Consider the following 26,971-nt stretch of genomic DNA (forward strand, 5'->3'; position numbering starts at 1 on the left):
GGTGAACACTCCCACCGGGTTACTACGCGTGGTCATCCGGGTACACACGATCGCGTAAAGTACGCAACGCAGACGCTTCTACGACGCCGACGCGATGGCGGCGTCGACATCGGAGCGACGCGGGTTCGGGCGGCCAGTGCCGGTCTCGATCAGCTCACGCAGGCTCGTGCCGATGTAGTGGGTCCACGCGCTGAAGCAGATGTCGTAGCACTCGTAGGCGGGCACCAGGCCGTGGTGGGTGAAGCGGACCCCGGTGCGCTCACCGGCAGGCTCGACCTCGAAGTCGATCGTGGTGCCCACCCATTCGGTCTTGTCCTCGGTGAACTGGAAGTGGTTTTCCAGCACCAGCCACGAGACCTTCCGGCCGGGCACCACCTCGGTCACCCGCACGCGGCAGGTGTGCAGGTCGCCGTTGCGGTAGTCGAACTCGCCACCGACCCGGTCGGTGTCGCCGTCGATGTCGGCCGACCACCAGCCGCGCACGTCGACCACGGCGGCGAAGACCTCCGCCGGGGCCTTGTCCACGGTGATACCGGTGGTGAAAGCGGTGTCGCTCATGAATTCTCTCGTTTCTCTTCGAGATGCGATTTCAGTGCGTCCAACTGGCCGTCCCAGTCACGCGCCAGCGCGGCCAGGAACTGCTGCGCCACCCGCATCGGGGCCGAACGCAGCCGGTACCGCACCCGGCGGCGCTCCCCCGGTTCGGCGGTGACCAGCCCGGTTTCGGTGAGCAGAGCCAGGTGCTTGGCGATCGCCTGCCGGGTGATCGGCAGGCGGCTCGCCAGTTCCGTCGCGGTGGCCGGGCCCCCGGCCGCCAGCGCGGCGAGGATGGCGCGCCGGCTCGGATCGGCCAGCGCGGTGAAGACCTGCTCGGCGACGGCCTCCGGATCAGGCTGCGGCATCGAGGTAGGTCACCAGTTCGCCCAGTTCGGCCGCCCAGCCCTCGGTGTTGCCGTTGAACGCCTTGTCGTAGGCGTCGTCGGTGAGCTGCGCGAAGCCGCTCTCGATCACCGTCAGGCGCGTGCCGGGACCGGCCGGTTCGAGGGTGAACTCGACGTAGGTGCGGCGGGGATCCTCCTCGGGCAGCCCGTAGATGTGCCAGGTGAAGCCGAAGACCGACGGCTCCTCGACCCGCTCCACCCGCAGGTTGGCCTGGTCGCCGCTGTCCCACTTCAACTGCCCGGAGCCGCCGGGGCGCAGGTCGATCGACGCCTCGTTGCCGAACCAGGCACCCAGTCCTTCGGCCGTGGTGAGCGCGGCCCAGACCTTGGCCGGGGGCTGCGCGACGTCGACGGTCCGCTCGATGCGATCGGGGAAAGCCATGGTGTCCTCCACTAAGTAGCAACCAACTGGTTGCGACTCTATGGCAACCAATGGGTTGCGTCAAGCTTCTAGGCATAGACCTTCTAGGCATAGACCCAGCGGCGGCCTGGCTAGCCTCGCCCCATGGCGCACGTGGTGGTCCTGGCCAGCGGGAGCGACGGCGACGTGCTGCCCTACCTCGGCCTGGGCAGGCGGCTCACCGAAGCCGGGCACCCGGTGACCGTGGCGGCGGCGGAACGGTTCGGCAAGGCGATCACCGGAGCCGGGCTGGGCTTCCACCGGCTGTCCTCGACCGATCCGCGCGAGGTGACCGCGGCTAGCCGGAAGTCACCGATGCGGTTGATGGTCGACGGCCTGCGCGAACAGGTGCCGGAAATGATCAACGCCGCCGAGGGGGCTGACGTCCTGTTTTGCCCGATGTCCACGTTGATCTTCGGTACCAGCCTTTCCGAAGCACGCGGCATCCCGTGCCTGGCGGTGCCGTTGCAGCCCGCCGCGCCGACGCGTGAAATGTCGCCCGCGTTGTTCGGCGGCCGCGACCTCGGCCCGTGGCTCAACCGCGGGACCGGCGAGCTGTTCGTCCACTGGGGACCGCGGATGTTCGCGAAACCGCTGGCGGACCTGCGATCGCGACTCGGCCTGAGGCACAAACTCAAGCCGGACCCCCATCGGCGCATGCTGCACGGGGTCAGCCCGAGCGTCGTACCGCGTCCGCGAGACTGGCGGCCGGAACAGGAGCTGACCGGCTTCTGGTGGTCGCACACCACCACCGAACCCCCTGCCGAGCTGGTCGAGTTCCTCGAAGACGGCCCTCCCCCGGTCTACTTCAGCTTCGGCAGCGTGGTCGCGCGCCAGGCCGGTCGGCGACAGCAGGCGATCAGCGAAGCCATCCGGCACACCGGGGTCCGCGCGATCGTCCACTCCGGATGGGGCGAGCTGGACGCCACCGGCGACAACGTGCTCACCGTCGGCCACGTCCCGCACGAATGGCTGCTGCCGCGCGTCGCCGCCGTCGTGCACCACGCCAGCGCCGGGACCACCGCCGCGGTGCTGCGCGCGGGCGTGGCCTCGGTGCCGGTGCCGTTCTCGAGCGACCAGCCGTTCTGGGCGAACCGCCTGGTCGCGCTGGGCGCCGCGCCCGGAGTCGTCCCGGCGCGCAAGCTCACCGCGAGCGGGCTCTCGGCGAAAATCGCCGAGGCGGCCGGAAAGCCTGCCTACACTGAACGAGCCGCGGCGGTCGCGGCGAAGCTGCGGAACGAGGATGGAGCCGCGCGCGTGATCGAAGTCGTCCAAGAGGTCACCGGCGGATGACCGCACGCAGCGCTCGCAGCTGGCGGCGAGCCGCCCGCAACCGATCCGCCGGCGGCGCGGGCATGTACACCCCGCAGCGGCGCAAGCTACTGGCGGACCTCACCGGAACCGTGCTGGAAATCGGCCCCGGCGCCGGTGCGAATGCCACGTACTTCCCGCGCGACGTCCGCTGGCTCGGCCTCGAACCGAATCCCTACTTGCACGATCGCCTGCGTCAGCAGGCCAAGGGCGAAGTCATCGGCGGGACGGCGGAGGAAATCCCGCTGGCCGACCACAGCGTGGACGCGGTCGTCGGCACGATCGTGCTCTGCTCGGTCGAAGACCAGCACCGGGTGCTCGCGGAGATCGTGCGCGTGCTGCGACCCGGTGGGCGGTATGTGTTCCTGGAGCACGTCGCCGCGCCGGAGGGCACCTGGTCACGCCGGGCTCAGCAGGCCGTCGCGCCGGTTTCGCGCTGGCTCGACGGCGGTTGCGACCCCGCACGCGAAACCGGCCGCGCCATCGACGCGGCCGGGTTCGAGCGAATCGAAACCGAGGAATTCCAGCTCCACGGCCCGTTCGGGGTGAAGATCCCCCACCTGACCGGCTGGGCCAGTACGGCCAGGTGAGGGCGGGGCTCACATCCCGAACTTGGACCGCACGTCGGCGACGATCAGGTCGTGGTCGATGCTGAGCGCGACCATGGCGCCCAGCGCGGCGCTGGTGACCGCGTGGATCCACGGTGACGGCCAGTTCGGCAGGCGGGCGGCCTCGCCGGCGGCGTAGATCCGGTCGACCGAGGTGTGCCCGTGCTCGTCGATCCGCACCGAGCCGTCGTCCATCAGTTCGCAGCCCAGCGCTTCGGCGAGTTCGCCGTGCGCGTCGAGCGGCGTCTTGAGGAACATCGCGTCACGGGCCACGGTCTCGCCCGCGATCCGCACGCCGGTGAGCCGGCCATCGGCCCCGGTGACCTGCTCCACCGGCTCCGTCCGCACCTCCACCTCGCACACCTTCAGCGCCGCCGCCGCTTCCTCGTCGAAGTCCGGCGCGCCGTCGGTGAACAGCACCACGTCCGGGCTGTACCGGGTCAACTGCACGGCCAGGTGCGCGGCGGAGGTTTCCGCGCCCAGCACGGCCAGCTTCTGCCCGCGGACCTCGAACCCGTGGCAGTACGGGCAGCCGTAGACGCCCTGGCCCCACAGCTCGGCCACGCCGTCTACCTCGGGCAGCCGGTCGCGGCGGCCCACGGTCAGCAGCACGCTGTGTGCCTGCTCGGTGGTCCCGTCGGCGAGCTCCACCGACGCGCCCGCCTCACCAGCCGAAACCGACGAGACCGCCACATCGCGAACGGTCACCGTCTCGTACTTGGCCAGGTCCTCCCTGGCGATCCGGCGGAACTCGGCGGGGTCGATCCCGTCCCGGCTGAGGAAGCCGTTCATCGCGTGCGCCCGGGCGTTGCGCGGCTCACCGGAGTCCACCAACAGCACCTTCCGCAGCGCGCGGCCCAGGATCAGCGCCGCGTTCAGGCCGGACGGCCCGGCACCTACCACGATCACGTCGTACATTCTTCTCCTCTAATTCCGGGACTAGTCCGGGATCCGGGTGCCGAGTTCGCGGGCGATGCGCTGCACGCCGGGGGAACTCAGCACGGTCTGGTGGTTGCCGGGCACGCCGATGATCTCGAGGCTGCCCTTGACGGTGTTCTCCCAGCCGTACGCGGGCTGGGTGACCGGGGTGTCCGCGGCGCGGAAGAGCACCACGTCCCCGTGGTACCTGGCGGCACGGTGGGAAACCAGCGCCGCGATGTGTCGCTTGTGGACTTCCCGCATGCGCAGCAGCCGGGTCGCGTCGAGCCCGGCAGGCAGCGCGCTGACCGCCGCCGCCTGCTCCATCGCCGCGCGGATGGCCTCGTCGGGCGTCAGCGTGCGCAGGTGCTCTAGGTCGAGCGGCACACCGGCGAAAAACTCGGCGATCACGTCGACGTCGTCCACGTCGCCGTCGACCAGTTCGGGCGCCACCGAGTCGATCATCGCGACCAGCTCGACGCGCTCGCCCTCGTCTTCCAGCCGTGCGGCCATTTCCAGCGCCACCACCCCGCCGAGCGACCAGCCCGCCAGGTGGTACGGGCCGTGCGGCCGGACCGCGCGCACCTCGGCGAGGTAGCGCTCGGCCATCACGCCGATGCTGTCGTCGGCCTCCTGCCCTTCTTCGAGCCCGAGCGGTGCCAGCCCGTAGAACGGCCGGTCGCGGCCGAGTCGCCGGGCCAGTTCGCCGTAGCAGAGCACGCTGCCGCCCGCCGGGTGCACGCAGAACACCGGCGTGCCCTCGCCCGCGGTGATCTCGACCAGTGGCCGCCAGGCCGCGCCACCCCCGCGGACCAGCTCGGCCTCCTGCTCGACCGTGCGGGCGGACAGCTGGTCGGCCAGTGTGATCTTCACGTCGAAGGCCCGCTGCACCTCGGTCGCCAGCCGGATCGCCACCAGCGAATCGCCGCCCAGTTCGAAGAAGTCGTCCAGCACGCCGACGCGTTCAACGTCGAGCACCTTCTCCCAGGTCCGGGCCAGCCGCAGTTCGACCGCGTCCCTCGGCGCCACATAAGGCTTTTCGGACAGGTGCGCGCCACGCGTGGCCCGCAGCGCCTTGCGGTCGACCTTGCCGGAGGTGGTCATCGGCAGGGCGTCGAGCACGGTCAGCGCGGACGGCACCATGTGCGCTGGCAGCTTCTGCGCGAGCTTCTCCAGCAGTCTGCCGCGCAGGTCGGCGCCGAGTTCCTGACGCACCGGCATGTTCGCCGGCTCCAGCAGTTCTTCCGCGGCGGCCGGTGGGCGGAAGTCGGCCCGTGGCTGTCCGGCCCGGCGCAGGATCACGTCGAACGCGCCGTCGGGGTATCCGGCGGCCCAGCTGATCTCGACCTCATACCCGCACGAACGCCCGAGCGCGCGCAGCTTCTCGGGATCGACGGCATCCTCGTCGGTCCCGGCGAGTGCCTCGCTGATCGTCGCGTCTCCGGAGGCGCCGAGCAGGCGTTGCCAGCGGTCGTGGTGCCGCCGGACCCGCGCGTTCGGCACGCGGGCGAGCGCGATCAGTTCCCTGGCCCCACCGCGAACCATGGTGGCCACCGCGTCCCAGGTCAGTTCGCCGCGCTCCCAGCCGAGCCAGCGCGCGTCCACCTGGACGTGCGGGGTGGCCGCCTTCTCCAGCACCACGTCGTAGCGGAACCGGCTCAGTTCATTGTCGTACGAGCCCTCCTTCGGGCTGATCTCGATCCGGCCCAACTCCGGCACCTTCTCGCGCAGGCGGGTGAAGAAGCCGGGATCGACCAGCAGCTCGTTCTCCACCCGCGCCAGGTGCCGGACCCGCTGCACCACGTCAGCCGCGAGCACGTCACCCGGCGCCTGCGCTACCTGCACCGAGGCGTGCAGGGTTTCCAGCAGCCGTAGGTTCCGCACGTCACCGATGAACATCGCGCCGCCGGGGACCAGCGCCTCCATCGCGCCGCGGATGACTTCGACCAGGTAGGCCACGTCGGGGAAGTACTGGGTGACCGAGTTGAGCACCACCACGTCCACGCTGTCCGGCCGGATCCCGGCGAAGTCGACCGCTTCGCGCTTCTCCAGCACCACGTGTTCGTCACCGTGCTCGGCGAGCCTGCCGCGCACGTAGTCGATCGCCGTCGCCGACATGTCGGTGCCGTGGTACGCGCTGACCTTCGGCGCGATCCGGGTGAGCAGGATGCCGGTGCCGCAGCCGATCTCCAGCACGCGCTTCGGTTGCAGGCCGAGGATCCGGTCGACCGTGCGATCGCGCCATTCGAGCATTTCGCCGGTCGGGATCGGCCGGCCGGTGTAGCTGGACAGCCAGCCGGCGGTGTTGAAGTCCGCGTCGACCTCGATCACCGGCTCGGTGTAGATCTGCTCGTACAGCGACTGCCACTGGTCGACGTGCCGCCGCAGCCACGGCGCCGAGGACAGCGACTGGTCGGTGACCGCGGTGAAGTCCGGCTCGACGAACGCCGCGAGCACGTCCTGGTCGGCCACCACGACCGCGTGCTTGACCATCTCGTCGGCCTGCAGCACGGCTTCGATCTCGCCGGGTTCGACGCGCTGACCGCGGATCTTGACCTGGTCGTCGTTGCGGCCGAGGAATTCGATCTCGCCGTCGGCACGCCAGCGCGCCAGGTCGCCGGTGCGGTAGAGCCTGCCATCGGAGAACGGGTCCTTGACGAACTTCTCGCGCGTCAGCTTCGGCCGGCCGAGGTAACCCCTGGCCAGCCCGATGCCGCCGAGGTAGAGCTCACCCGGAACGCCGATCGGGGTCTGCTGTCCGGCGTGGTCGAGGATGCGGCAGGTGGTGTTCGCGATCGGGCGGCCGATCGGCACCACCGGATCACCGGCGTGCTCCGGCAGGCACCGCCAGTACGTCACGTCGATCGACGCCTCAGTGGGGCCGAAGAGGTTGTGCAGCTCGGCCTCGGACAACTGGAAGAACCGGTCACGCAGGTCCGCCGTCAGCGCCTCACCACTGCAGAACACCCGCTTCACCGAAGGCAGATCGGAGACTCCCTCGGCGGCGAGGAAGTACCGCAGCATCGACGGTACGAAGTGGAGGGTGGTGACGCCTTCGTCCCGGATCAACTCGGTCAGGTAGGCGGGATCGCGGTGGCCGTCCGGCTTCGCCAGCACCATGCGTGCCCCGGTCATCAGCGGCCAGAAGAACTCCCACACCGACACGTCGAAGGTGTACGGGGTCTTCTGCAGCACCACGTCCGCCGCGCCGATCGGGTACTCGGCCTGCATCCAGCGCAGCCGGTTCCACACCCCTCGGTGTTCGAGCATGACGCCCTTGGGCTGACCGGTGGACCCGGAGGTGTAGATGACGTACGCCAGATCGGCGGGCTCGCCGACACCCGGATCGGTCTCCGGGCCGTCGAGCTCGGCGACGTCCAGTGCCAGCACGGGACCGGGCAGCCGGTCGCGCAGATCGTCCTGGGTGAGCACCAGCTTCGCGCCCGTGTCGCGGACGAGGAACTCCAGGCGCTCAGCCGGGTATTCCGGGTCGAGCGGCACGTACGCACCGCCCGCCTTGAGCACGCCGAGCAGCGCCACCACCAGCTCGACCGAACGCCGCATCGCGACGCCGACCACCTTGTCCGCGCGCACGCCCTGGCCGATCAGGTGGTGCGCCAGCTGGTTCGCCCGGCGGTCCAGTTCGGCGTAGCTCAGTTCGTCCTGTCCACATCGGACCGCGACCGCGTCCGGGGTCGCCGCGGCCTGCCGGGCGATCACCTGGTGCAGGCACTCGGGTTCGCCGTAGTCGACCGCGGTGTCGGCCCACCGCTCGAACAGCTCCGCCTCGGGTGCGGTGAGCAGGCCGATCTCCCCGACCGCCCGGGTTTCGTCGCCCGCGAGTTCTTCGAGGAGGCCACGCAGGTGCCCGAGCAGTCGTTCGGCGGCCCCGGCGTCGATCCGGGTCTGGTCGAACCAGACCTTCAGCGTGGTCTCCGGCCCGGGGATGATCACCACGGTCAGCGGGTAGTTGGTCTGCTCCATGCTGTGCAGATCCGCCACGCGCAGGCGGCGGACCTCGTCGAGCACGGAGAAGTCGGCCGGGTAGTTCTCGAACACCAGGATGCTTTCGAACAGCGGGACCCCGGCCGGGACCTCGCTCCACTCCTGCACCTTGGTCAGCGGGCTGAACTCGAACTGGCGCTGGTCGATCTGCGCCTGCTGCAGCTCGCTGAGCCAGGTGCCGAGCCGCTCCCCGGCCGGGCACGTGACCCGGGCGGGCAGGGTGTTGATGAACAGTCCGGCGATGTGCTCGGCCCCGGCCAGATCGACCGGGCGGCCCGAGGAGGTCACGCCGAACACCACGTCCTCGGTGCCGGAGTACCGCGAAAGCAGCAGCGACCAGGCGGCCTGGAACAGGGTGTTCACCGTCAACCGGCGGCGGCGAGCCACTTCTTCCAGTTTCGAGCCCAGTTCCGCGGGCAGCACGATTTCGCGGCGGTCGTAGTCCTCGTCCCGGCGTTCACCCTCGGACGGCCGGTCCACCCCCAACGCCGTCGGCTCGGAGACACCGGCCAGCAACTCTCGCCAGTACCGTTCCGCGGCTTCGAGATCCTGCTTCTGCAGCCATTCGATGTAGTCGTGGTACTGACGGACGGGCGGCAGTTCGGGGGGCCGGCCATCGCACAACGGCACGTAGATCTCGAACAGCTCCCGCAGCACGCCCGCGGAACTCCAGCCGTCCAGCAGCAGGTGGTGGAAGTTCCAGACCACCTGCCACGCCTCGTCTTCCAGCCGGAACAACCCGACGCGCAACAGCGGCGCGCGGTTCAGTTCGAACCCGTCCTCGCGCTGCTTGGCCAGCAGCGCGGACAATCGCTCGGCCTGTTCCGAGGCATCCAGATCGCGCCAGTCCTCTTCGGACCACGGCAGCTCGATCGAGTCGAACACCACCATCAGCGGCCGGTCGAGGCCCTCCCATTCGACCGCCGAGCGCAGCGCTTCGTGCCGGTCGACCAGCCGCTGCCAGGATTCCCGGAAGGCTGCCGGATCCAGCTCGCCTTCGAGCCGGACGCTGAACTGTTCGAAGTAGACACCCGAGCCGGGCGCGGACAGGGTGTGGAACAGCAGGCCCTGCTGCATGGTGGTGGCCGGGTACAGGTCGCCGACCAGGCCGTGCGTGGCGGTGATCTTCGCCAGCTCACCCGCGCCGATGCGGGCCAGCGGGAAGTCGCCGGGCAGGTAGGCACGGGCCGTGGACTCGCCCGCGGTGACGGTCAGCGCGTCCAGGTGACCGCGGATCTCGGCGAGCAGGATGTCTACTGTGGACTGTTCGTAGCGGGCACCGGGATAGGTGAGTTCGAGGGTCAGGGCGCCGTCGTGGATCGCGGCGTTGATCTCGACCGGGTGGTGCCGGGTGTTCGACGGCGCGTGCGCTCCCTCGGAATCATCCAGCGCCAGGGTGAATTCACCGCTGCTCACGCCGTCGAGCTGGCCGAGGAAGTTGAACAACACCGCCGGGTTGCCCGGCAGCCGGTCACGGAGCAGGCCGTAGCCGAGACCGTTGTTCGGCGCCTCCCGCAGCGAGTGCTTGACCGCGCGCACCGCGTCGACCTCCTGGGCCGCGCCGACCGGCAGGTGCACCGGCCGCATCACGGTGAACCAGCCGACCGTCCGCGAGAGGTCGATGTCGTCGAACAGCTGCTCGCGGCCGTGGCCTTCGACGTCGACGGTGATGCCGGCGTCACCGGTCCAGTCGGTGAGGCCCTGCGCGCAGGCGGTCAGCACCAGTTCGTCCACCCGCGCCTTCATCCGGCGCGCGGTCTCGGCGAGCCGGGCGGTTGCCTCGGCGGGTAGCGAGATCCGCCTGGTCACGGCGGTTTCCTGGGTGTCGGGGCCTTCGTAGTCGACCGGGAGCGGGGTGATCGTCTCCACCACGCCGCGCCAGTAGTCCTCCTCGGCGGACACGTCGTAGGAGGCGAGCCGCTCGGTCCACTGCGCGAAGGCGGTGGTCTTCGGCGGGAACTCGCCCTGCTGTGTTGTCTGCTCGGGGGACGACCCCCGGACCCCCGAACTGCCGAGGTAAGCGCGTTCGAAGTCCTCGACGATGAACCGCCAGCTCACCGCGTCCACCACGAGGTGGTGACAGGCGAGCACGAGCGTGGTGCCGTGAACCGCCGCCTTCAGCAGCGGACCGCGCTCGATGTCGAGACCGGTGTGTGCCGCCCGGACCGGGTCTTCGCTGACCACCACCGGCACGTCGATCTCGTCGATGCCGACCTGACAAGCGCCTTCCCCGGTGAACCGCGACCGGAGCACGTCGTGGTGCGCGAGCACCCGCTCCAGCGCGGACCGCACGCGTTCCGGCTCGAAGCCGGTGCGCGAGCGCAGGGTGACGCCCTGGTTCCACTGGTCGCGCACCGGCAGGTCCAGGTCGAAGAACCAGCGCTGGATCGGCCCCAGCTCGACCGGCCCGGTCACCGGCTCCTGCGGTGCCAGCACGGCGGGCCCGTGCCCGGCCACCTCGACCAGCCGTGCCACGGTCTGCTCGCGGAACACCTGCGCGGGAGTCAGGTGGATACCGGCTTGCGCGGCCCGCGACACCATCTGGATCGACAGGATCGAATCACCGCCGAGCGCGAAGAAGTTGTCCAGCACACCGACGCGTTCCACCCCGAGCACCTCGGCCCAGATCGCGGCCAGCTCCTGCTCCAAAGAGGACCTTGCCGGGATGAACTCCTCACCGCCCTGCCAAACCGGCTCGGGCAACGCCCCTCGGTTGAGCTTCCCGTTGGAGGATAAGGGAAGACGATCCAGCATCGTGACACCCGCCGGGACCATGTACTCGGGCAGCCGCTGCCGCACCCAGTCGCGCACCTCGTCCGCGTCGACCGCGGGCACCACGTACGCGGCGAGCTGCTGCTGTCCCTCGACCTCGTGCACGGTGACCGCGGCCTCGTGCACGGCGGGGTGGGTCAGGATGACCGACTCGATCTCCCCCGGCTCGACGCGCTGACCGCGGATCTTGACCTGGTCGTCGTTGCGCCCGAGGAACTCGATCACCCCGTCGGCACGCCAGCGCGCGAGGTCACCGGTCCGGTAGAGCCTGCCCTCGGCGAACGGGTCGTCGATGAACTTCTCGGCGGTCAGTTCGGGACGGCCGAGGTAGCCCCGCGCGACGGCGACACCGCCCAGGCAGAGTTCGCCCGGCACGCCGACCGGCACCTGCTGCCCGGCCTGGTCGAGGATGCGGCAGCGGACGTTCGCGATCGGCCGTCCGATCGGCATCACCGGATCACCGGCGTGCTCCGGCAGGCACTGCCAGTACGTCACCTCGATCGAGGCTTCGGTGGGCCCGAACAGGTTGTGCAGTTCGGCGTCGAACAGCTCGAAGAAGCGGTCGCGCAGTTCCGCCGTCAGCGCTTCTCCGCTGCAGAACACCCGCTCGACCGACGGCAGCTCGGAAACCCCGTCGGCGACCAGGAAGTACCGCAGCATCGACGGCACGAAGTGCAGCACGGTGATGGCCTCGTCGCGGACCAGGCGCACCAGGTAGTCCGGGTCCTTGTGCCCCTCGGGCCGCGCGAGCACCAGCTTCGCGCCGACCATCAGCGGCCAGAAGAACTCCCACACCGACACGTCGAAGGTGTACGGCGTCTTCTGCAGCACCACCGCCGAGGCGTCCAGGTCGTAGTGGTGCTGCCCCCAGCGCAGCCGGTTCCACACGCCCGCGTGCTCGACCATCACGCCCTTGGGGTTGCCGGTGGACCCCGAGGTGTACATGACGTACGCGAGGTCGGTCGCGGTGCTGCGCGGGCCGGGCGCCACTTCGGGGTGCGACCCGTACCACTCGCGGTCCATGACGAGCACGGGCACCCCATCCGGCAACCCGGCACGCAGGTGTTCCTGGGTCAGCACGAGGGCGGCACCGGTGTCGCGGAGCATGAACTCCAGCCGGTCCACCGGGTGGTCGGGGTCCAGCGGCAGGTACGCGCCGCCGGCCTTGAGCACGCCGAGCATCGCGACCACCAGCTCGGTCGACCGGTGCAGGCACAGGCCCACCACGCGGTCCACGGTCACGCCCTGGCCGATCAGGTGGTGCGCCAGCTGGTTCGACCGCCGGTCGAGTTCGGCGTAGGTCAGCTCCTCGCCTTCACACCGGACGGCGATGGCGTCCGGTGTCTTCGCGGCCTGGCGCACGACGAGCTCGTGCAGGCATTCCGGGGTGCCGAAGTCCACGCCGGTGTCCGCCCACTGGTCGAGCTGCCGCCGTTCGGGCTCGGTGAGCAGCCCGATCCCGGCGACCGGACGGCCGGGGTCGCCGATCAGCTCTTCGATCAGCGTGCGGAGGTGCCCGAGCAGGCGTTCGGCGACGTCGGCGTCGATCCGGGTCTCGTCGAACCAGACCTTGAGCTTGGTCCGCGCACCGAGTTCGATGAGCAGGGTCAGCGGGTAGTTGGTCTGCTCGATGCCGAACAGTTCGGTCACCCGGAGATCGCGTACTTCGTCGAGCACGGAGAAATCGGTCGGGTAGTTCTCGAACACGAGAATGCTCTCGAACAGCGTGCCGCCCGAAGGCACCTCGCTCCAGTCCTGCACCTTGGCCAGCGGGCTGAATTCGAACTGCCGCCGCTCGGTTTCCTCGCGCTGGAATTCCGGCAGCCAGTCGGCGATCGTGCGCTCGCGCGGGATCTTCACGCGTGCGGGCAGGGTGTTGATGAACATGCCCGCGATCTCTTCGACGCCCGGCAGTTCCACCGGACGCCCCGACGAGGTCACGCCGAACACCACGTCGTCACTGCCGGAATACCGCGACAGCAGCAACGACCACGCGGCCTGGAAGATCGTGTTCACCGTGAGCCTGCGCTGCCGCGCGACCTCGTCCAGCCGGGTGCTCAGCGAGGCAGGGAGCACCAATTCGCGCCGGTCGTAGTCGTCGTCACCGCGGAAGCCGTCCGCGGGACGGTCGATCCCGAGCACGGTCGGCTCCGAGACCCCGGCGAGCAGATCGCGCCAGAACCGTTCCGCGGCACCGAGATCCTGCTGCTGCAACCAGCCGATGTAGTCGCGGTACTGCCGCACATTCGGCAACCGCGGTTCGTCACCCGCGCAGAGCGCCACGTAGATCAGGAACAGCTCCCGCAGCACGGCCGCGGAACTCCAGCCGTCGAGCAGGAGGTGGTGGTAGTTCCAGACCACCTGCCAGGCGTCGTCGGCCAGCCGGTACAGGCCGATCCGCAGCAGCGGCGCGCGGCCGAGGTCGAAACCCTCGACCCGTTCCGCCGCCAGGGTTTCCGACAACCGGGCGGCTTGCTCCTCCTGGTCCAGTCCCCGCCAGTCCTCTTCGGACCACGGCAGCTCGATCCGGTCGAACACCACCAGCACCGGGGTGTCCAGGCCCTCCCACTGCACCGCCGAGCGGAGCACGTCGTGCCGGTGCACCAGCCGTTCCCAGGCACCGCGGAAGGCCCCGGCGTCCAGCGAACCCTCCAGGCGCACGCTGAACTGTTCGAAGTAGACCCCGGAATCCGGCGCCGACAGGGTGTGGAACAGCAGGCCCTGCTGGACCGGGGAAAGCGGGTAGATGTCCTTGATGGTCCTAGGCACCGGCGTTTCCTTCCATCTTGGCCATGAGGTCTTCGAGTGCCTGCTGACTGAGCCCGGCGAGCGGGAAGTCACTGGTGTGCGCGGCGGTGTTGGTGGCGTTGCCGACGCCGGTGTGCTCGTGACCGGCCAGCGCGTCCAGCCGCCGGCGGATGCCGTCGAGCAGTTCACCCGCGGTGGCGTCGCCGTGCCGTTCGGTCGAGTAGGTCAGGTCGAGCACCAGTTCGGTCTCGTGGATGCCCGCGTTGATCTCGAGCGTGTGGTGGCGGGTGTTCTCCGGCGCCTGCGCGGCCCCGGCCCACGCCGGGTTGTCCAGCAGCAGCCGGAACGCCGAGTCGCCGGTCGACTGCTGGTCGACCTGCCCGAGGTAGTTGAACAGCACCGGCGCGTCCGGGAGGCCGAGTTCCTCCCGCAGGAGACCGAATCCGATGCCGTTGTCCGGTGCCGCCCGCAGCGCCTGCTTGACCACGCGGACGGCGTCGGCCGCCTCCGCCTCGCCCACCGGCAGGTGGACCGGGCGGATCACGGTGAACCAGCCCGCGGTCCGGGACAGGTCGATGTCTTCGAACAGCGGCTCGCGGCCGTGGCCTTCGACGTCGATGGTGACGTCCGCGCGGCCGCTCCACTCCGCCAGCCCTTGCGCGCAGGCGGTGAGCACGAGTTCGTCGGTGCGGGCTTTGACCCGGCGGGCGCTGTCCACCAGTCCGGCGGTGACCTCCGCGGGCAGCACCAGACGGCGGGTGACCGCGCTAGCCTGCACGTCCTGCCCCGCGCGGTCCACCGGCAACGGGGTGATGGTGCTCGCCACCTCGCGCCAGTAGTCAGCCTGGTCGCTGACGTCGTGCTCGCGCAGACGCGAAGTCCACTCCGCGAACGAGGTGGTCTTCGGCGGGAACTCACCTTGAAGCTGTGTTGTCTGCTCGGGGGACGACCCCCGGACCCCCGAACTGCCGAGGTAAGCGCGTTCAAAGTCCTCGACGAGGAACCGCCAGCTCACCGCGTCGATCACCAGGTGGTGGCAGGCGAGCACGAGCCGCTGGGCGTCGTCGAGGTCGACCACCACGGCTCGCAGCAGCGGCCCGTTCTCGATGTCCAGCCCGGAATGCGCGGCCTTGACCGCCTCGGCCATCACCACGTCGGGGTCGCGTCCGCTGCCGTCGACCAGTTCGACCGGCACCTCGTCGGCTTCGAGCTGCTCCTGGACCCACTCGACCCCTTCGCGGGCGAACCGCGACCGCAGCACGTCGTGGTGCGCGAGCACCCGGCCGAGCGCCTGCCCGACCAGTTCGGGGTCCAGCTCGATACTGGAATCCAGCACCACGCCCTGGTTCCAGTGGTCCTGGTTTTCCAGCTCCAGGCCGAAGAACCAGCGCTGCACCGGCCCGAGTTCGACCGGTCCGACCACCGGGCCCTGTTCGGCGACCACCACCGGGCCCTCACCGGCCACCTCGACCAAGCAGGCCACCGTCTGCTCGCGGAAGACCTGCGCCGGGGTCAGGTGGATGCCGTGCTGGGCGGCTCGCGACACCATCTGGATCGACAGGATCGAGTCACCGCCGAGCGCGAAGAAGTTGTCCAGCACGCCGATCTCGTCCAGGCCGAGGACTTCGGCCCAGATCGCGGCGAGCACGCGCTCCTGCTCGGAGCGGGCTTCGACGAACTCGTCGGCCGCCTGCCACACCGGCTCGGGCAGCGCCGAGCGGTCCACCTTGCCGTTCGACGACAACGGCAGCCGGTCCAGCACGGTGATCCCGGCCGGGACCATGTACTCCGGTAGCCGCTGACGCACCCACTCGCGCACTTCGGCGAGATCGACTTCGCCGGCGACCACGTAGGACGCCAGCCGCCGGCCGGTGCCTTCGCCGTGGACCACGGTCACCGCGTCGGCGATGGCTTCGTGGGCGGTGAGCGCGGAGTCGATTTCGCCCAGTTCGACGCGGAAACCACGGATCTTGACCTGGTGGTCGACGCGGCCGAGGAACTCGATCACGCCATCCGCACGCCAACGGCCCAGGTCACCGGTGCGGTAGAGCAAGGCACGCGGGTCGTCGGAGAACGGGTCAGACAGGAAGCTGGCGTTCGTCCGTTCCTCGTCGCCCCAATAACCCCGGGCCACACCGATTCCGCCGATGCACAGCTCACCGGCCACGCCGACCGGACACAGCTGCTGCGACTCGTTCAGGATGTAAAAGCGCTGGTTGGACAGCGGACGACCGTAGGGAATGCTCGTCCAGCTCGGGTCCACATGGGTAATCGGATACGAGATCGACCAGATGGAGGCCTCGGTCGCGCCACCACCGCTGTAGATCATCATGTCCGGGTTGATCGCCCAGACCTTGTCCGGCAGCGACACCGGAATCCAGTCACCCGAAAGCAACCCGACCCGTAGTGAGGCCAGGGTGGCGGTGTTCGCCTCCGGCGCCTCGACCAGCAGTTGCAGCAACATCGGCACCGAGTCCCAGACGGTCACCTCGTGCCGGTCGACCAGCTGAACCCAGTGCGATGGGTCCTTGACCCCGTCCGGCGCGGGCAGCACCAGCGCCGCGCCGACGGCCAGCGGGCCGAAGATGTCGTACACCGACAGGTCGAAACTCAGCGACGCCAGCCCAAGAACGCGATCTTCCGGCGTCACGTCGAAACGCTGATTGATGTCGACCACGGTGTTCAGGACCCCGATGTGGTCGATCATCACGCCCTTGGGCACCCCGGTCGAGCCCGACGTGAAGATCACGTACGCCAGGTCGGTCGGGGCCTGCACCACTTCCGGCATGTCCGTCGAGAACTCCGTCAGCTCCTCCACGTCCAGATCCAGCCGGGTTACGCCCGCGGGAACCTCGATCTCGGAGGCCGTCAGCACCTTCGTGACACCGCCGAGTTCGATCAGTTCGGCCAGTCGCGCCTGCGGCAGCCCCGGATCGAGCGGCAGGTAGGCGGCACCGGAAGCGACCACCCCGAGCACCGCGGCGACCTGGTCGGCGCACTTCGGCAGGCAGATACCGACCAGTTCGTTCGTCCGGGCGCCCTGCTCCCGCAACCACCAGCCGATCCGCGACGACCGCGCCAGCAACTCGCGATACGTCAGCTGCCCGTCATGCGCGATGACCGCCGTCGCCTCCGGGAAACGCGCCCCGGCCGACCACACACCCTCGTGCACACACCCAGCCGCCGCGTCACCGAAGTCCACATCGGTGTCATTCCACTCGCGGACCACCTGATCCCGCTCAGCCGGGCTGAGCAACGGCACCTCGCCGACCGCCCGATCCGGGGCCGCGACCACGCCGTCCAGCAGCACGCGGAAGTGCTCCAGGAACCGGTCGACCGTGCTCTCGTCGAACAGATCGGTGTTGTAGTCGACCGAGACCAGGAACCCGTCCTCGGCTTCGGCGACCATCCAGGTCAGGTCGAACATGGACCAGTTGCGCTGGACGGTCGCGGGCTCGACCACCAGCGAGTGCAGCTCGATGGCTTCGCCTTCGCCCACTTGCAGGCGGTTCCCGGCGCCGACGGCCAGCGGCGCCAGCCCCTCGTTGTCGAAGGCCTGCGCCCGCTGCATCACGAACATCGTCTGGTACAGCGGCGAATACGACGAGTCGCGTTCCGGCGCGAGCCGTTCCACCATCTCGGCCATCGGGAAGTCCTCGTGCTCGAAGGCCCCGAGCACCACCTCCTGCACCTGACGCAGCGTGTCCTCAAAGGACATGCCGGCGGTGAAGTCGGTGACCATCGGCAACGGGTTGATGAAGTAGCCGACCACGTTGTCGATCTCCGGCTGCCCGCGTCCCGCGGTCGGCGAGCCGACCACGATCCGGTTCTGCCCGGTCTCGCGGTGCAGGAACAACTGGTAGGCGGACAACAGCACCACGAACGGCGTCACCCCGAGCCGGGCACCGAGTTCCTTCAGCCCCTCGGAAATCTCGGCTCCGACGGTGAAGACCCGGTTCGCCCCACGGAACGACTGGACCGCCGGACGCGGGCGATCCGCGGGCAGGGCCAGCACCGGCAGGTCGCCGTCCAGCCGCTCGCGCCAGTACTCCCACAGGCGCTCGCCGTCCGCCCCGGCCAGGAGTTCGCGCTGCCAGTCCACGAAGTCGGCGTACTCGACCGCCGGCGACGGCATGGTGGCCTCACCCCGGTACTCGAGCGCCAGTTCCTCCAGCAGCACCACGCACGACCAGAGGTCGACGACGATGTGGTGCGCGCAGATCAACAGCACGGACTCGCCGTCGGATCGCTCGAACACCCGGAGGCGGACGGGTGCGCCGCCGTCGAGCACGAACGGGCGGTCGGCCTCGTCCGCGACCATGCCGTCGAAGTCGGCCACTTCGCGGGCGTCCACCACGTCGAAGTCGGCGGCGGCGTTCGGATCGACTCGGTAGTACGGGCCTTGATCGTCCTCTCCGAACACCGCGCCGAGCAGGCTGTGCCGGGAAACGACGGACTGCCAGGCGGTTCGCAGCAGCTCTACGTCCAATGGGGACAGAACGCGCATCGCGGTGGCGACGTGGTAGGCACCTGACTCGTCGGCGAATCGATAAATGGACCAGAGCGCTTCCTGACCGCGTGAGAGCCGGGAAACCTCGCCGGGCGTACGTTCGCGCCGCCGGATCGCCGAATGCTCACCGCCGACCGTCGCCGCCAGGCGCGCCACGGTCTGCTCGCGGAACACCTGCGCCGGGGTCACGTGGATCCCGGCTTGGGCCGCGCGCGACACCATCTGAATGGACAGGATCGAATCGCCGCCGAGCGTGAAGAAGTTGTCGTGGATGCCGACGCGCTCGACGCCCAGCACCTCGGCCCACACCGCGGCCAGCGCCTTTTCGGTGGCCGAGCGCGCTTCGACGAACTCGCCGTCGGACTGCCATACCGGCTCGGGCAGCGCCGAGCGGTCGACCTTGCCGTTGGAGGACAACGGCAACCGGTCGAGCAAGGTCACGCCCGAGGGCACCATGTACTCGGGCAGGCGCTCACGGACCCACTCCTGCAAGGCGAAAACGTCGGCCGACTCGGCGACCACATAGGACGCCAGCCGCCCGCCGTGCACCACGGTGACCGACTCAGTGACCGTTGGATGGGCTGACAGCACCGAGTCGATCTCGCCCAGCTCCACGCGGAAGCCGCGGATCTTGACCTGGTGGTCGACGCGCCCGAGGAACTCGATCACCCCATCCGCCCGCCAGCGCCCCAGGTCACCGGTGCGGTAAAGCAGAGCACGCGGGTCGTCGGAGAACGGGTCGGGCAGGAAGCTCGAATTCGTCCGTTCCTCGTCACACCAATAACCCCGGGCTACACCGATCCCGCCGATGCACAGCTCACCGGCCACGCCGACCGGACACAGCTGCTGCGACTCGTTCAGGATGTAAAAGCGCTGGTTGGACAGCGGACGACCGTACGGAATGCTCGTCCAACTCGGGTCCACGTGCGTGATCGGATACGAGATCGACCAGATGGAGGCTTCCGTCGCGCCACCACCGCTGAAGATCCGCATCTCCGGGTTCAGCGCCCACACCTTGTCCGGCAGCGACACCGGAATCCAGTCGCCGGAAAGCAGCCCCACCCTCAGCGATCGGATCTTCTCGCTGATGGCTTCCGGTGCCTCGACCAAGAGCTGCAACAACATCGGCACGGAGTCCCAGACCGTCACCTGGTGCCGGTCGATCAACTCCACCCAGTGCGACGGATCCTTGACCCCATCCGGCGCGGGCAGCACCAACGCCGCCCCCACGGCCAGCGGACCGAAGATGTCGTACACCGACAGGTCGAAACTCAGCGACGCCAAGCCGAGCACGCGATCTTCCGGCGTCACCTCGAAACGCTGATTGATGTCGACCACGGTGTTCAGCACCCCGAGGTGGCCGATCATCACGCCCTTGGGCACACCAGTCGATCCGGACGTGAAGATCACGTACGCCAGATCCGTCGGCTCCTGCACCACCGGCGGCATCTCCGCCGAATACTCCGCCAGATCGGCAGAGTCCAGATCCAGCCGGGTGACGCTCGACGGCACCTCGACACCGGAGGCCGTCACCACCTTCGACACGCCACCGAGTTCGATCAGTTCGGCGAGCCGCGCCTGCGGCAGTCCCGGGTCCAGCGGCAGGTAGGCCGCGCCCGAGGCCACCACGCCCAGCACGGCCGCGACCTGATCGGCGCACTTCGGCAGGCACACGCCGACCAGTTCATTCGGCCGGGCGCCCTGCTCCCGCAACCACCAGCCGATCCGCGACGACCGCGCCAACAGCTCGCGATACGTCAGCTGCCCGTCATGCGCGATGACCGCCGTCGCCTCCGGGAAACGCGCCCCGGCCGACCACACACCCTCGTGCACACACCCAGCCGCCGCGTCACCGAAGTCCACATCGGTGTCATTCCACTCGCGGACCACCTGATCCCGCTCAGCCGGGCTGAGCAACGGCACCTCGCCGACCGGGCGGTCCGGGGCCGCGACCAGGCCGTCCAGCAGCACTTCGAAGTGCCCGAGCAGGCGGTCCACGGTGTCCGCGGTGAGCCGGTCCGGGTCGTGGCGGGTGCGCAGGGTCAGCCGGTCCAGCGGCTCGACCACCAGCGCGAGCAGGTAGTTCGTCTGTTCGTAGGACTGGTGGTCCGAGACCCGGAGGACTTCGTCGACCTGGAAGACGGACTCGTCGAGCAGGTAGTTCTCCACCACGAAGATGTGGTCGAACAGCGGCGTGCCCCCGGCCACGTCGCTCCACTCGTGCACCTTGGTCAACGGCGTGTTCTCGTGCCGCCGGCGCTCGGTCTCCCCACGTTGCAGGTCACGCAGCCAGTCGGCGACCCGCTGCTCGGCGGGCACCCCGACCCGCGTCGGGAGCGTGTTGATGAACAGGCCGATCATCCGCTCCACTTCGGACACTTCGGCCGGACGCCCGGCGGAGGTGACACCGAAGACCAGGTCCCGCTGGCCGGAGTACCGCGACAGCAGCAGCGACCAGGCGCCCATCAGCACGGTGTTCAGCGTGAGCCCGTGTGCACGGGCGAACTCACGAACGCGGTCCGACAGGTCCTCCGGCAACTCCACAGTGGACTCGGCCGCCTCGGGACGGCGTGCGGTCGAGGCGATGACCTGCTCGATGCCCAGCCGGGTCGGCTCGGTGAACCCGCCCAGATGGGTCCGCCAGTACTCCTCGGCCGCACCGAGGTCCTGCGCTTCCAGCCACGCCACGTAGTCGCGATAGGACGGTGCGGTCACCGCGGGCGGTTCGTCACCGGCCACCAGCGCGCGGTAGACGGCGAAGAAGTCCTCCAGCACCAGCGCCGCGCTCCACCCGTCGAGCACCACGTGGTGGTGCGACCAGACGAGTTCCCAGGTCTCGGCGTCGGTGCGGATCAAGCGCAGGCGCATGACCGGCGCTTCGGACAGCGTGAACCCGGCCGTGCGGTCCTCGCGCAGCAGGTCGCCGAGGTCGTCGCGTACCTCGATCACGATCGGCGCGGCGACCTTGGCGTGCACCACCTGGTACGGCGTGTCGAGGTCCTCCCAGGCGAGGGCGGTCCGCAACGCCGGATGCCGCTGCACGGTCCGCTCCCACGCTTCACACAACGTGGACACCTGTAGCTCGCCGGAAAGCCGCAGCCGAATCTGTTCGATGTAGACACCCGAGTCGGGCGCGGACAACGTGTGGAACAGCAGCCCCTGTTGCATCGGCGTCGCCGGGTACAGGTCGTCGATCGGCCCGTGGTCCGCGGTGATCCGCTCCAACTCGGCCTCGGTGACCCGCGTGAGCGGGAAATCCTCCGGGATGACGGCGGGCCGTGTCGCCTCGGTCAGCGTCGCCAGGTGCCGCCGCACGCCTTCGAGCAGGGCGTCGATAGTGGCCGCGTCGTGCCGTTCGGCGGAATAGGTGAAGTCGATCAGCAACTGCTCTTGGTGCAGCCCGGCGTTGATCTCGAAGGTGTGGTGACGGCGGTTCTCCGGCGCGTACCCGGCGTCGTTGACCGCCGGGTCGTAGCGCAGGGTGAACGCCTCGCCCGACTGGTCGATCTGGCCCAGGTAGTTGAACAACACCGGCACCGGGGGCGCCACCGGCAGCAGGTCGGTGGTGAACCGCAGCACGCCGTAGCCGATGCCCTGGTCGGGCGCCGAGCGCAGCGACCGCTTCACCGCCCGCAGAGCGGCGATCTCGTCAGCACCACCGACCGGCAGGTGCACCGGGCGGATCGCGGTGAACCAGCCCGCGGTCCGGGACAGGTCGATGTCGTCGAACAGCGCTTCGCGGCCGTGGGCCTCGACATCCACGGTCACGCCTTCGCGGCCCGTCCAGTCGGTGAGCGCGCGGGCCCAGGCGGTCAGCACGAGTTCGTCCGGCCGCGCCTTGAGCCGCCTGCCCGCGTCCAGCACGGACGCGGCGGGCAGCAGCACGCGTCGCGTGACCGCGCTGCCGTGCACGTCGTCGCCGGTGCGGTCGGTGGGCAGCGGGCTGACCGTGCTCAGCACTTCGCGCCAGTATTCGACCTGGCCGGTCGCGTCGTAGCCGGCCAGCCGCGAGGTCCACTCCCGGAACGAGGTGGTCTTCGCGGGCGGCTCGCCGAGGCCGAGGTAGGCACGCTCGAAGTCCTCCACCACGAACCGCCAGCTCACCGCGTCGATCACCAGGTGGTGGCAGGCGAGCGTGAGCGTGTTCCCGTCGATCGCGGCCTGCAGCAGTGGCCCGTTTTCGAGGTCCAGTCCGAGGTTCGGGTCACCGGCGACCACCTTGGCGACGGCTTCGGCCAGCTGCTCTTGCTGCCATTGGCCGTTCTCGCGGGTGAAGCGGGAACGCAGCACGTCGTGCCGGTCGAGCACGGTCTCCAGCGCCAGTGCCACGCGCTCGGCGTCCAGTTCGACGCTGGATTCGAGCACCACGGTCTGGTTCCAGTGATCGCGGTCGGCCAGGTCGAGACCGAAGAACCAGCGCTGCACCGGTCCCAGCTCGACCGGCCCGACCACCGGCCCCTGCTCGGCGACCACCACCGGGCCCGCACCGGCCACCTCGACCAGCCGGGCCACCGTCTGCTCGCGGAACACCTGCGCCGGGGTCAGGTGGATACCGGCCTGCGCGGCCCGCGACACCATCTGGATCGACAGGATCGAATCACCGCCGAGCGCGAAGAAGTTGTCGCGCACACCGACGCGTTCGACGCCCAGCACGTCGGTCCAGATCGCGGTCAGCACGCGCTCTTGCTCGGACCGGGCCTCGACGAATTCATCGTCGGACTGCCACACCGGCTCCGGCAACGCCGAGCGGTCCACCTTGCCGTTCGACGACAACGGCAACCGGTCCAGCAGCGTGACGCCGGCCGGAACCATGTACTCGGGCAGGCGGGAGTGCACCCAGTCCCGCAGTCCGGCCGAGTCTGCCGCCCCGACCACATAGGACGCCAGCCGTCCTCCGTGGACCACGGTCACCGACTCGTCGACCGCCGGATGCGCCGACAACACCGAGTCGATCTCACCCAGTTCGACGCGGAAACCACGGATCTTGACCTGGTGGTCGACGCGGCCGAGGAACTCGATCACCCCGTCCGCACGCCAGCGTCCCAGGTCGCCCGTGCGGTAGAGCAAAGCACGCGGGTCGTCCGAGAACGGGTCGGGCAGGAAGCTCGCGTTCGTCCGCTCCTCGTCCCGCCAGTAACCGCGGGCGACACCGATGCCGCCGATGCACAACTCCCCCGCCACGCCGACCGGACAGGGCTCCTGCGCGCTGTTGAGGATGTAGAAGCGCTGGTTGGACAGCGGACGGCCATAGGGAATGCTCGTCCAGCTCGGGTCCACGTGCGTGATCGGATAGGAGATCGACCAGATGGAGGCTTCCGTCGCGCCACCACCGCTGAAGATCCGCATCTCCGGGTTCAGCGCCCACACCTTGTCCGGCAGCGACACCGGAATCCAGTCGCCGGAAAGCAGTCCGATCCGCAGGGAAGCAAGCGTTTGCGCACTGGCTTCCGGGGCTTCGACCAGGAGCTGCAGCAGCATGGGCACCGAGTCCCAGACGGTCACCTGGTGCCGGTCGATCAACTCCACCCAGTGCGACGGATCCTTGACCCCATCCGGCGCGGGCAGCACCAGAGCCGCCCCCACCGCCAGCGGACCGAAGATGTCGTACACCGACAGGTCGAAACTCAGCGACGCCAGCCCGAGCACACGGTCTTCCGGAACGACATCGAAGCGGCGATTGATGTCGACCACGGTGTTCAGCACCCCGAGGTGATCGATCATCACGCCCTTGGGCACACCAGTCGAACCCGACGTGAAGATCACATACGCCAGATCCGTCGGCTCCTGCACCACCGGCGGCATCTCCGCCGAGAACTCCGCCAAGTCGGCATTGTCCAGGTTCAGCCGGGTCACGCCGGACGGCAGTTCGACACCCGAGCGCGTGAGGACCTGCGTCACCTCGCCCAGCTCGATCAGTTCGGCGAGCCGCGCCTGCGGCAGTCCCGGGTCCAGCGGCAGGTAGGCCGCGCCCGAGGCCACCACGCCCAGGACCGCGGCCACCTGGTCGGCGCACTTCTCCAGGCAGATGCCCACGAGCTGGTTGGGCCGCGCGCCCTGTTCCCGCAGCCACCAGCCGATCCGCGACGACCGTGCCAGCAACTCCCGGTAGGTCAGCTCGCCGTCGTGCGCGATGACCGCGGTCGCATCGGGGAAGCACGCCCCGGCGGCCCACACGCCCTCGTGCACCCGCCCGGCCGCGGCGGCACCGAAGTCCACCGCGGTGTCGTTCCACTGCCGCACCATCAGGTCGCGTTCCGCGGGCGCGAGCAGCGGCACGCGGTCCACGCCACGCTCCGGCGCCCCGGCCACCCCGTCCAGCAGCACGCGGAAGTGCTCCAGGAACCGGTCGACCGTGCTTTCGTCGAACAGGTCCGTGTTGTAGTCGACCGAGACCAGGAAGCCGTCCTCCGACTCGGCGACCATCCAGGTGAGGTCGAACATCGACCAGTGGCGCGGCACCGTCACCGGCTCGACCACCAGCGAGTGCAGTTCGATCGCTTCGCTCTCGCCGACCTGCAGGCGGCTGCCCGCGCCCACGGCCAGCGGCGCGAGGCCTTCCTGGTCGAACGCCTGCGACCGCTGCATCACGAACATCGTCTGGTACAGCGGCGAATACGAGGAATCACGCTCGGGCGCGAGCCGTTCCACCATCTCCGCCATCGGGAAGTCCTCGTGCTCGAACGCGCCGAGCACCACGTCCCGGACCTGCGACAGGACGTCCTCAAAGGACATACCGGCAGCGAAGTCGGCGATCAGCGGAACGGGGTTCACGAAGTACCCGACGGTCCGCTCCAGCTCACTCCGGCCACGGCCGGAGATCGGCGAGCCGACCACCACCCGCTCCTGCCCGGTCTCCCGGTGGAGCAGCAACTGGTAGGCCGACAACAACACCACGAACGGCGTCACTCCACATCGGACACCGATGTCCTTGAGCCGTTCGGTCAGCTCGCGGCCGACCCCGAACACCCGGCTGGCACCGCGGAACGACTGCACCGGCGGACGCGGGCGGTCGCCGGGCAGCGCGAGCACGGGAAGATCGCCAGAGAGCCGGTCACGCCAGTAGTCCCACAGCCGGTCGCCCTCGGGACTCGCCAGCAGTTCGCGTTGCCAGTCCACGAAGTCGGCGTACTCGACCGCCGGACGCACCGCCTCGGCGTCACCGCCGTACTCCAGCGCCAGTTCTTCCAGCAGCACCACGCAGGACCACATGTCGACAACGATGTGGTGCGCGCAGATCAGCAGGACCGACTCACCGTCCCCGCGCTGGTAGACGCGCAGCCGCACCGGCACGCTGTCTTCGAGCACGAACGGGCGGTCGGCTTCGTCGGCGAGCACGCGCTCGAAGTAGTCCTGCTCCCGGGCGTCGACGCACTGGAAGTCGATCGCGTGACCGGGCCGGTAGAACGGGCCGCGGTCGTCCTCGCCGAAGGTCGCCCCCAGCAGTCCGTGCCGGGAAACCACGGCTCGCCAGGCTTCTTCCAGCGCGTCAGTGTCCAAAGGCGACAGGACGCGCAGCGCGGTCGCCACGTGGTACGCGCCGGACTCGGCGGCGAATCGGTGGATGGACCACAGCGCTTCCTGGCCGCGGGAGAGGCGGGAGATCTCGTCGGTTCCGCGATCGCGGCGGGAGATGCGGTTCGCCAATCCATCGGCGAACCGCAGCGCGACGTCGTCGGCGAGCGTCTCCACGCTGCGTCCGTCGAAAAGCAGCGTCACCGGGATATCGATCTCCCAGTGCCGCTGGAGCAGTGCCTTCAATTCCATTCCCATGAACGAGTCGATGCCGTAGGAGCGCAGTTCCCGGCTGGGGTCGAGTTCGTCGAGGTCGATTCGCATGACCTGGGCGAGCCACCGGTGCAAAGCCGCGTGAATCGTGCGCTGCCGATCGTCTTCGGCCATTTCCCGGATCTCGGTGCCGGTCGGCGGCTCCAATCGCGGTGGGCACAGTTCACCCGCGCTGAAGGTCCGCATCCGCACGCCGGTCAACTCGGCGACCACGTATCCGTCGACGTCCAGCAGGCCGATGTGAAAGAGCGCCATGCCGGGCAGATCCTCACCGGCATCGGTGCGCACCACGTGGGTCCACGCGACCGTGGCGCCCTCCCGGTGGATTTCGAACCGGTCGATCCCGCCGAGGTACCAGCCACCGTTTTCCCGAGGGCTGAGAAGTGCGAACGCGGGTTGCAGCGCCGCTTCCAGCATGACAGGGTGTAAACGGTAAATCTCGGATTCGGCTTCGGAGACCGCGGAACGCACGGCACCCAGTATTTCCTGGGAGCCACGCCAAGCCGTTTCCACGCATCCGAGCGCGGGCCCGCAGGAAATGCCGAGATCCGCGAGATCGGCGTAGAACTCGGCACGCGAAACGGGCTGCACGCAGCGACGGCGGATGTCAGTCAGCGAAATCGGGTCGGCGGTTTTCTCGGCACTGCTGCCGGGCGCGAACAAAGCCTGCAGGTGCAAGGTCCGCGCCCAGTCGGCGCGGTGGATGCGCACCCCGTACGCGCCGGTCGAGTTCTGGTAAAGGTCCGCCACCAAGCCGACCGTGGAGTTCTCGTCGTGGTCCGTGTGCACCACGGGCTCGGGCAGGCGCACCTCGACCATCGCTTCGCCCTGCTCGGCGATCGCCGCGGTGGCCCCGGCGATCTCCAGCACCACGGCCGACGGCACGACCGGAACGCCCGCCAGCCGGAGGTCCCGCAGGTAGGGCACGGACTCGGCGTCCAGCTCGGTTTCGATCCGGTCAAGGGAGCGCATC

Annotated in this window: 8 protein-coding genes; 2 read left to right on the forward strand and 6 right to left on the reverse strand. The window is 69.3% G+C overall.

The window, feature by feature from the left end:
- Positions 1-78 precede the first annotated feature (78 nt).
- From L3Q67_RS02840 to L3Q67_RS02850, 3 genes are read right to left on the reverse strand one after another with little or no spacing between them, the layout of a single operon-like run.
- Positions 79-558 carry an SRPBCC family protein gene (locus L3Q67_RS02840; protein ID WP_499188041.1) on the reverse strand — a complete coding sequence of 160 codons (480 nt, stop codon included), beginning with the start codon at positions 556-558 and terminating at the stop codon, positions 79-81.
- The gene (locus tag L3Q67_RS02845; protein WP_499188042.1) at positions 555-902 is read right to left on the reverse strand and encodes a metalloregulator ArsR/SmtB family transcription factor; all 348 of its coding nucleotides are present in this window, start codon (positions 900-902) and stop codon (positions 555-557) included. The genes L3Q67_RS02840 and L3Q67_RS02845 overlap by 4 nt, the downstream gene beginning before the upstream one ends.
- Positions 889-1,323, reverse strand: coding sequence for an SRPBCC family protein (locus tag L3Q67_RS02850; protein ID WP_499188043.1), 435 nt, complete (start codon positions 1,321-1,323; stop codon positions 889-891). Before L3Q67_RS02850 ends, L3Q67_RS02845 begins: the two co-directional genes overlap by 14 nt.
- Positions 1,324-1,446: 123 nt before the next feature.
- Here L3Q67_RS02850 and L3Q67_RS02855 point away from each other — a divergent pair, with 123 nt between their 5' ends.
- Together L3Q67_RS02855 and L3Q67_RS02860 are read left to right on the forward strand one after the other, a co-directional pair.
- Entirely contained in the window at positions 1,447-2,634 is a 1,188-nt protein-coding gene (locus L3Q67_RS02855; RefSeq protein WP_499188044.1) for a glycosyltransferase, read from the forward strand.
- Positions 2,631-3,242: a class I SAM-dependent methyltransferase gene (locus tag L3Q67_RS02860; protein WP_499188045.1), complete on the forward strand. Its 612-nt coding sequence runs from the start codon at positions 2,631-2,633 to the stop codon at positions 3,240-3,242. The genes L3Q67_RS02855 and L3Q67_RS02860 overlap by 4 nt, the downstream gene beginning before the upstream one ends.
- A 9-nt stretch (positions 3,243-3,251) precedes the next feature.
- Here the strand turns inward: L3Q67_RS02860 and L3Q67_RS02865 are convergent, their stop codons facing one another.
- From L3Q67_RS02865 to L3Q67_RS02875, 3 genes are read right to left on the reverse strand one after another with little or no spacing between them, the layout of a single operon-like run.
- On the reverse strand, positions 3,252-4,169 hold the full coding sequence (locus L3Q67_RS02865; RefSeq protein WP_499188046.1) for an NAD(P)/FAD-dependent oxidoreductase: 918 nt from the start codon (positions 4,167-4,169) through the stop codon (positions 3,252-3,254).
- A gap of 30 nt (positions 4,170-4,199) precedes the next feature.
- Positions 4,200-13,724, reverse strand: coding sequence for an amino acid adenylation domain-containing protein (locus tag L3Q67_RS02870; protein ID WP_499188047.1), 9,525 nt, complete (start codon positions 13,722-13,724; stop codon positions 4,200-4,202).
- A complete protein-coding gene (locus L3Q67_RS02875) occupies positions 13,717-26,970 on the reverse strand; it encodes an amino acid adenylation domain-containing protein (RefSeq protein ID WP_499188048.1) in 13,254 nt (4,417 codons plus the stop codon). Before L3Q67_RS02875 ends, L3Q67_RS02870 begins: the two co-directional genes overlap by 8 nt.
- Position 26,971: the final 1 nt, after the last annotated feature.

Source organism: Saccharothrix sp. AJ9571 (assembly GCF_021725495.1).
Lineage (GTDB): Bacteria > Actinomycetota > Actinomycetes > Mycobacteriales > Pseudonocardiaceae > Amycolatopsis > Amycolatopsis magusensis.

Coding starts and splice junctions, on each gene's coding strand:
- L3Q67_RS02840 (WP_499188041.1), bottom strand. CDS start 558: ATGAGCGACACCGCTTTCACCACCGGTATCACCGTGGACAAGGCCCCG.
- L3Q67_RS02845 (WP_499188042.1), bottom strand. CDS start 902: ATGCCGCAGCCTGATCCGGAGGCCGTCGCCGAGCAGGTCTTCACCGCG.
- L3Q67_RS02850 (WP_499188043.1), bottom strand. CDS start 1,323: ATGGCTTTCCCCGATCGCATCGAGCGGACCGTCGACGTCGCGCAGCCC.
- L3Q67_RS02855 (WP_499188044.1), top strand. CDS start 1,447: ATGGCGCACGTGGTGGTCCTGGCCAGCGGGAGCGACGGCGACGTGCTG.
- L3Q67_RS02860 (WP_499188045.1), top strand. CDS start 2,631: ATGACCGCACGCAGCGCTCGCAGCTGGCGGCGAGCCGCCCGCAACCGA.
- L3Q67_RS02875 (WP_499188048.1), bottom strand. CDS start 26,970: ATGCGCTCCCTTGACCGGATCGAAACCGAGCTGGACGCCGAGTCCGTG.